The organism is Pseudomonas putida (assembly GCF_028682175.1).
Classification (GTDB): Bacteria; Pseudomonadota; Gammaproteobacteria; order Pseudomonadales; family Pseudomonadaceae; genus Aquipseudomonas; species Aquipseudomonas putida_AD.
Map to the genome: position 1 here is coordinate 1 of NZ_JANHKS010000096.1, position 6,393 is coordinate 6,393.

The following is a 6,393-nucleotide window of genomic DNA, read 5'->3' on the forward strand; positions in this document are numbered from 1 at the left end:
AGCCGTGCTGCTACGGGGGATCACATTATGCAAACAACCACAGGCCGGTCGCAGCCGACAGCGCGCCTGCGATGCGCACCACCGGCGCGGCAGCGGCTGGCAGGAAGCGCACCACGGCGTAACCTGCGGCATGCAGCGCGGCGGTCGCGGCGACGAAGCCTGCGGCATAGCCCCACGGGCTCGACATCTCAGGCAGCTCCAGACCGTGAGCGACACCATGGAACAGCGCAAACAGCGCGGTCGCCGTTACAGCCATGAACAGCGGCGGGCGAACGGCCAGCGCTACCGCCAGGCCCAGGGCGAACACCGATGCAGCGATCCCGCTTTCCAGCCCAGGCAATTCCAGCCCTTCGAATCCCAGCAGGCCGCCGATCAGCATGGTGCCGACAAAGGTGCACGGCAGGGCCCAGCGCGCTGCGCCTTTCTGCTGCGCAGCCCACAGGCCCACGGCAACCATCGCCAGCAGGTGATCGAGGCCGCCCAGCGGGTGACCTATACCGGCCATCAAGCCGCTTTCATCGTGACCAGGGTGGGCAAAGGCCAGCGCCGGTGCCAGCAGCAGCGCCAGGGCGCCGAATACTTTTCTGCAGTTCATGTAGGGGTTGTCCTTGAGTGAAAGAAATCAGGCAGCGGTCAGCAGACCCTGACGCTCGATGAAGGCGATGATGTCCTCCAGGCCATGGCCGGTTTTCTGGTTGCTGAACACGAAGGGCTTGTCGCCGCGCATCTTCCTGGTGTCGCGGTCCATCATCTCCAGCGATGCGCCCACCAGCGGCGCCAAGTCGATCTTGTTGATCACCAGCAGGTCAGACTTGCAGATTCCCGGCCCGCCCTTGCGTGGCAGCTTGTCGCCCGCCGAGACGTCGATCACATAGATGGTCAGGTCCGACAGCTCAGGGCTGAAGGTTGCCGAGAGGTTGTCGCCGCCGGACTCGACGATGATCAGGTCCAGGCCTTCGAAGCGGCGGTTCAGCTGGTCGACCGCTTCCAGGTTGATCGAGGCGTCCTCACGAATCGCCGTGTGCGGGCAGCCGCCGGTCTCCACGCCGATGATGCGCTCAGGGGCCAGCGCCTCGTTGCGCACCAGGAAGTCGGCGTCTTCGCGGGTGTAGATATCGTTGGTGACCACGGCGAGGTTGTAGCGCTCGCGCAGGGCCAGGCACAGGGCCAGGGTCAGGGCGGTCTTGCCGGATCCGACCGGGCCGCCGATGCCGACTCGCAAGGGTTGGCTGTTCATCAAATGCTCTCCGTTAATCTTCTTGTGCGGTTCGTGTTGGCTGATATCAGGATCGAAACAGGCGGCTGTACTGGCGTTCATGGGCCATGCTCGACAGCGCCAGGCCAAAGGCGGCGCTGCCGATATGTTCGGGGTCACGTTCCGTGGCGTGCCGCTGGGCCTGTTGCAGCAAAGGCGTCAGCTCGCTGGTCAGACGCTGGGCGGCCTGTTGGCCCAAAGGTAGGGTTTTCATCAGGACTGCCAACTGGTTTTCCAGCCAGCTCCACAGCCAGGCGGCCAGGGCGTCCTGCGGATCGATTTGCCAGGCACGGGCGGCCAGCGCCCAGCCCAGGGCCAAGTGGGGTTCATCGATTTGCCGCAGGAAATCCCGCGCAGGCTGATCCAGTTCCGGCAAGCCGTTGAGCAGTTGTTGCAACGAATAGCCCATCTGCCGGCTTTCCAGATGCAGCTCGCGGGTTTCCCGGCTGGCGCGGTGCTCTTCGCTCAGTTGCAGCAGGGTCGCCCAGTCTTCCTGGGCGGCGGCTGTGCAATGGGCCAGTAGCAGCGGCGCCTCAAAGCGGGCGAGGTTGAGCAGCAATTGATCGCCGATCCAGCGGGCTGCGCTTTGCGGATCCTTGACCACGGCGTTCTCCACCGCCATCTCCAGCCCCTGTGAGTAGCTGTAGCCGCCAATAGGCAACTGCGGGCTCGCCAGACGCAGCAGCGCCCAGGCCTTGTTCATGGACGTGGGCTCATTTGCGTACGCCGAACTGGTGAATGCGCGGGGCGTAGTTGAAGTCTTCTTCCCCGGCCCGCGAGTGATGATGGCCGCCACCGTAGGCGCCATGTTCGGGCTGGAACGGCGCTTCGATGGATTCTGTGGTCGCGCCCAGTTGATCGAGCATGGCCTTGAGCACGTAGTCGTCGAGCAGCCGCAGCCAGCCGTCGCCCACCTGCAGGGCGACGTGGCGGTTACCCAGGTGGTAGGCGGCGCGGGTCAGTTCGAAGGCGCTGGTGCAGGTGACGTGCATCAGTTGCTCGGGGCGAGCGCAAACCCGCACGATGCGGCCATCTTCGGCCTTGAGAAAATCGCCGTCGCGCAACGGTGGTTGGCCACGCTCCAGGAACAGGCCAACGTCTTCGCCCTCGGCACTGAAACAGCGCAGGCGGCTTTTACTGCGCGCCTCGAAATTCAAATGCAGCTCGGCGGCCCATTCAGCCTGGGGCTCGATTCGTGTGTGAATCACCAGCATCGGAAAACTTCCAGCAATGTGCGATGCCATGTCTAGAGCAAGTGGCTTGCCAATCGGGGAAGTCTGAGGAAATTGCCTACAAATAGTGCGTGCAGGTCAGGCGTGGGATTTGATCGTGGGGTTTATTGGTGCGGATGAATGAGGTATGCACCAATTCAGTGCCTTGCCTGGACCTGTAGGAGTGAGCTTGCTCTGGGCCGCATTCGGACGATTGCGGTGTGTCAGTCAACGCAAATGCTGGATCTGAGATTGCTATCGCGAGCAAGCTCACTCCTACAGGTTTGCGGTTACTCGGTACTGCCCAATCCCTGCCAGCGCTTGGCGCCGATGAAGATGAAGCGCAATTGCTGGGTGATCTTCGCCCGAGGCGTCAGGTGTTCGGCCAGGGTCACGGACGGCGGGTCGATGAGTTCGGGGAGCATGGCGAACACGCTCTTGACCACAAGGTCGGCCATGACCGACAGGTCATCGGTGTTGAGGTGATGAAATTTGGGCATCGACGCAAGGTCGGTGGCAAGGTCGGCAATGATGCCTTCGCGCAGCGCGCCCAGTGCCTGGCGCACTTTCAGCGAGCCGCCGTACTGTTCGCGTGCCAGAAACAGGAATTGCGAACGATTGGCCGCCACCACATCGAGAAAGATGCGCACCGACGCATCGATGATGCCGCTGTTGAGGTTGTCGTTGCGGCGCACCCGGCGAATGGTTTCACGGAATGTCTGGCCCACTTCGCTGACCAGCGCCAGGCCCAGGTGGTCCATGTCGTCGAAGTGTCGATAGAAGCCGGTGGGCACGATGCCAGCGGTTTTGGCCACCTCGCGCAGGCTCAGGCTGCCAAAACCCCGGCCGCTCTCCATCAGCCCCCGTGCTGCATCGAGCAGGGCGTGGCGAGTCTGCTGTTTCTGTTCGGCGCGGGGCAACATGAGCGTGTGCATCTGAGTGAAGAATGGTCCGCACTCTAACAAATGCGCTTGCGGTGCGTCGAACCGGATCGACGCATCAAAACTGTAGGAGTGAGCTTGCTCGCGATTGCGGGGTGTCGGTCACTACAAGTGTTACAGGCAGATCCCCATCGCGAGCAAGCTCACTCCTACAGGGATCGGGGAGGACGTGATATTTCAGGAAACGCGCTGATACTGCTGCACCAGGCGATCCGGGCCGTTATCGGCCACGCGCTGATACTGGTTGATCACGCGGTTGGTGTTGTCCTGGGCCAGGGTTGGCAGACCAACTTGCTGGGCCGCTTTCACTTCGCCGAGCACCGGTTGTTCGCTGGCAGGCATGGCGAACGCGCTCGAGGCGAGGAGGGAAAGGGTCAGGGCGATCAGTTGGCGTTTCATGAATGTGTGCTCCTCGAAAGGGCGTGTAGAGAACATGGAGTGAATTTTACCGGCGCCGCCTGGATAAAGAAGTTCAAAGGGCTGATGGTGACCATCGACGGAATTGATTCAGGGCTGCAGGCCAGGCAGAACGCGGGTTTCAGGGGTGTTCAGACCCCGTAGCAGCACGGCTTGCCGGCGGGAGCGGTGTGTCAGATATCGCTTGATTCACTGGCACACCGCCCCGCCGGCAAGCCGCACAGCTACGGGTTTTTTGATATTTCATCAAACCCACGCGGCTTTTGTCAGTCGAACGTCGCAATGACGTGTAAGACGCGCCCGGGAAGGTGCGTCGGTATTTGGGAGATTACGCAATGACGCGAGGACGCAAGATTTTCGCCTGGACGGTCGGCATCGTGCTGCTGTTGCTGGCCATTCTGATCATCGTGATCGCCACCTTCGACTGGAACCGGCTCAAGCCGACCATCAACGAAAAAGTGTCTGCCGAGATCCACCGACCGTTCGCCATCAACGGCAATCTGGCCGTGCTCTGGCGCCGCGAGCCGGATGAAGGCGGCTGGCGCGCCTGGGTGCCGTGGCCGCACATGTCGGCTGAAGACATCACTTTGGGTAACCCCGAATGGTCTAAAGAGCCTCAAATGGTTACCCTCAAGCGAGTGGAAATGCGCCTCGCGCCGCTGCCGCTTCTGACTCAACGCGTAGTGATCCCGCGCATCGACCTGACCGAGCCCAATGCCAGAATCGAACGTCTGGCCGATGGCCGCGCCAACTGGGTGTTCGACCTGCCCAAGAGCGATCCCAACGCCGAGCCTTCCAGTTGGGTCATGGACATTGGCTCGATCGGCTTTGACAAGGGTCATGTCAGCTACAACGACAAAATGATCAACACCTCGGTGGACGTCGTGATCGACCCACTGGGCAAGCCGATTCCGTTCAGCGACATCGTAGGCAGCGGCGAGGCCAAGAAGGTCCAGGACAAGGGCGCATCGGCGCAGGACTACGCCTTCGGCTTCACCGCCAAGGGCCAGTACCACGGCCAGGCACTCAATGGCAGCGGCAAGGTTGGCGGGTTGCTGGCGCTCAAGGACGCGGCCCTGCCGTTTCCGGTGCAGGCCGATGTCAGCGCGGGCAACACCCGGGTGGCGGTCGCAGGCACCGTGACCGATCCGCAAAACCTCGGCGAACTGGACCTGCGCCTCAAACTTTCCGGTGACAGCCTGGGCAACCTGTATCCGCTGACCGGCGTAACCCTTCCCGATTCTCCGCCGTACTCGACCGATGGTCGCCTGATCGCCAAGCTTCATGATCCGGCGGGCGCAGCGTTTCAGTACAAGGGCTTCAACGGCAAGATCGGCAGCAGTGACATTCATGGCGACCTGAGTTTCGTGGCCAGCCAGCCGCGTCCCAAGCTGACCGGCGCGCTGGTGTCCAACCAGTTGCTGATGACCGACCTCAAACCGCTGATCGGTGCTGACTCCAACGCGGAGCAGAAATCCCGTGGCGGCGAGAGCAAACAGCCCAAGGACAAGGTGCTGCCGGTCGAGGAATTCAAGACCGATCGCTGGAGCGCCATGGACGCCGACGTGGAATTCACCGGCAAGAAGATCGTGCAGAGCGCTGAATTGCCCTTTACCGACCTCTATACCCACGTCGTGCTCAATGATGGTCAGTTGAGCCTTCAACCCCTGCGTTTCGGCGTGGCCGGTGGCAAGCTCGATGCCGACATCAAGCTCAACGGTCACACTCAGCCGCTGGAAGGCCGGGCGAAGCTGACCGCGCGCAACTTCAAGCTCAAGCAGCTGTTCCCGACCTTCGAACCGATGAAGACCAGTTTCGGTGAGTTGAATGGTGATGCCGACATCAGCGGCAAGGGCAACTCGGTGGCGGCGTTGCTGGGCACGGCCAATGGCGAGCTGAAAATGCTGGTCAACGATGGCGCGGTCAGCCGCGACCTGATGGAGATCGCCGGGCTCAACGTCGGTAACTACGTGGTCGGCAAGCTGTTCGGCGACAAGGAAGTGAAGATCAACTGCGCGGCGTCCGATCTTGGGATCAAGGATGGGCTGGCCACGACCAGGCTGTTCGTGTTCGATACCGAGAACGCGATCATCTACATCGATGGCACGGCGAACATGAAGACCGAGCAACTGGACATGAAGATCAGTCCGGAATCCAAGGGCTTCCGTGTGTTTTCCCTGCGCTCGCCGCTGTATGTGCGCGGGCCGTTCATCAAGCCCAACGCAGGTGTGGAAACCGGGCCGTTGTTGCTGCGTGGAGCCGGGATGGTCTTGCTGGGCGCGGCGGTGGGGCCTGCAGCAGGGCTACTGGCGCTGGTCGCACCAAGCGGCGGCGAGCCGAACCAGTGCGCGCCGTTGCTTGAGCAGATGCGCGCGGGCAAGGCACCGAAGACCGTGCAATAGGCGCCGCCGTCCCATAGCAGCACGGCTTGCCGGCGGGGGCGATCTCAAGGCCGCCCCCGCGGGCAAGCCCGGCTGCTACGGGCCTGAGTCGAGCCTGGTTCTGCGTTCACACAGGTCCCGTAGCAGCACGGCTTGCCGGCGGGAGCGATTTCAAGGAGATCGGAAGA

7 protein-coding genes are annotated in these 6,393 nt (G+C 62.2%); 1 reads left to right on the forward strand and 6 read right to left on the reverse strand.

Going from position 1 to position 6,393, the window contains the following annotated elements:
* Positions 1–25: 25 nt before the first annotated feature.
* The 6 genes from NPS29_RS28490 to NPS29_RS28515 all read right to left on the reverse strand — a co-directional run bounded on the left by NPS29_RS28490 (position 26) and on the right by NPS29_RS28515 (position 3,806).
* Positions 26–595: a HupE/UreJ family protein gene (locus tag NPS29_RS28490; RefSeq protein ID WP_274136823.1), complete on the reverse strand. Its 570-nt coding sequence runs from the start codon at positions 593–595 to the stop codon at positions 26–28.
* 27 nt (positions 596–622) lie between these two features.
* Complete coding sequence (ureG, locus tag NPS29_RS28495) at positions 623–1,237, reverse strand: urease accessory protein UreG (RefSeq protein ID WP_274136825.1); 615 nt, start codon at positions 1,235–1,237, stop codon at positions 623–625.
* Between the two features lie 46 nt (positions 1,238–1,283).
* Positions 1,284–1,958, reverse strand: a complete 675-nt coding sequence (locus NPS29_RS28500; protein WP_274136827.1) for an urease accessory protein UreF — start codon at positions 1,956–1,958, stop codon at positions 1,284–1,286.
* 10 nt (positions 1,959–1,968) lie between these two features.
* Positions 1,969–2,469, reverse strand: a complete 501-nt coding sequence (ureE, locus tag NPS29_RS28505; RefSeq protein ID WP_274136828.1) for an urease accessory protein UreE — start codon at positions 2,467–2,469, stop codon at positions 1,969–1,971.
* 287 nt (positions 2,470–2,756) lie between these two features.
* Entirely contained in the window at positions 2,757–3,389 is a 633-nt protein-coding gene (locus NPS29_RS28510; protein ID WP_274136830.1) for a TetR family transcriptional regulator, read from the reverse strand.
* A gap of 195 nt (positions 3,390–3,584) precedes the next feature.
* Complete coding sequence (locus tag NPS29_RS28515; RefSeq protein WP_274136832.1) at positions 3,585–3,806, reverse strand: hypothetical protein; 222 nt, start codon at positions 3,804–3,806, stop codon at positions 3,585–3,587.
* 353 nt (positions 3,807–4,159) lie between these two features.
* On the opposite strand from NPS29_RS28515, the gene NPS29_RS28520 reads away from it, so the two are divergent.
* Entirely contained in the window at positions 4,160–6,226 is a 2,067-nt protein-coding gene (locus NPS29_RS28520; RefSeq protein ID WP_274136834.1) for an AsmA family protein, read from the forward strand.
* Positions 6,227–6,393: the final 167 nt, after the last annotated feature.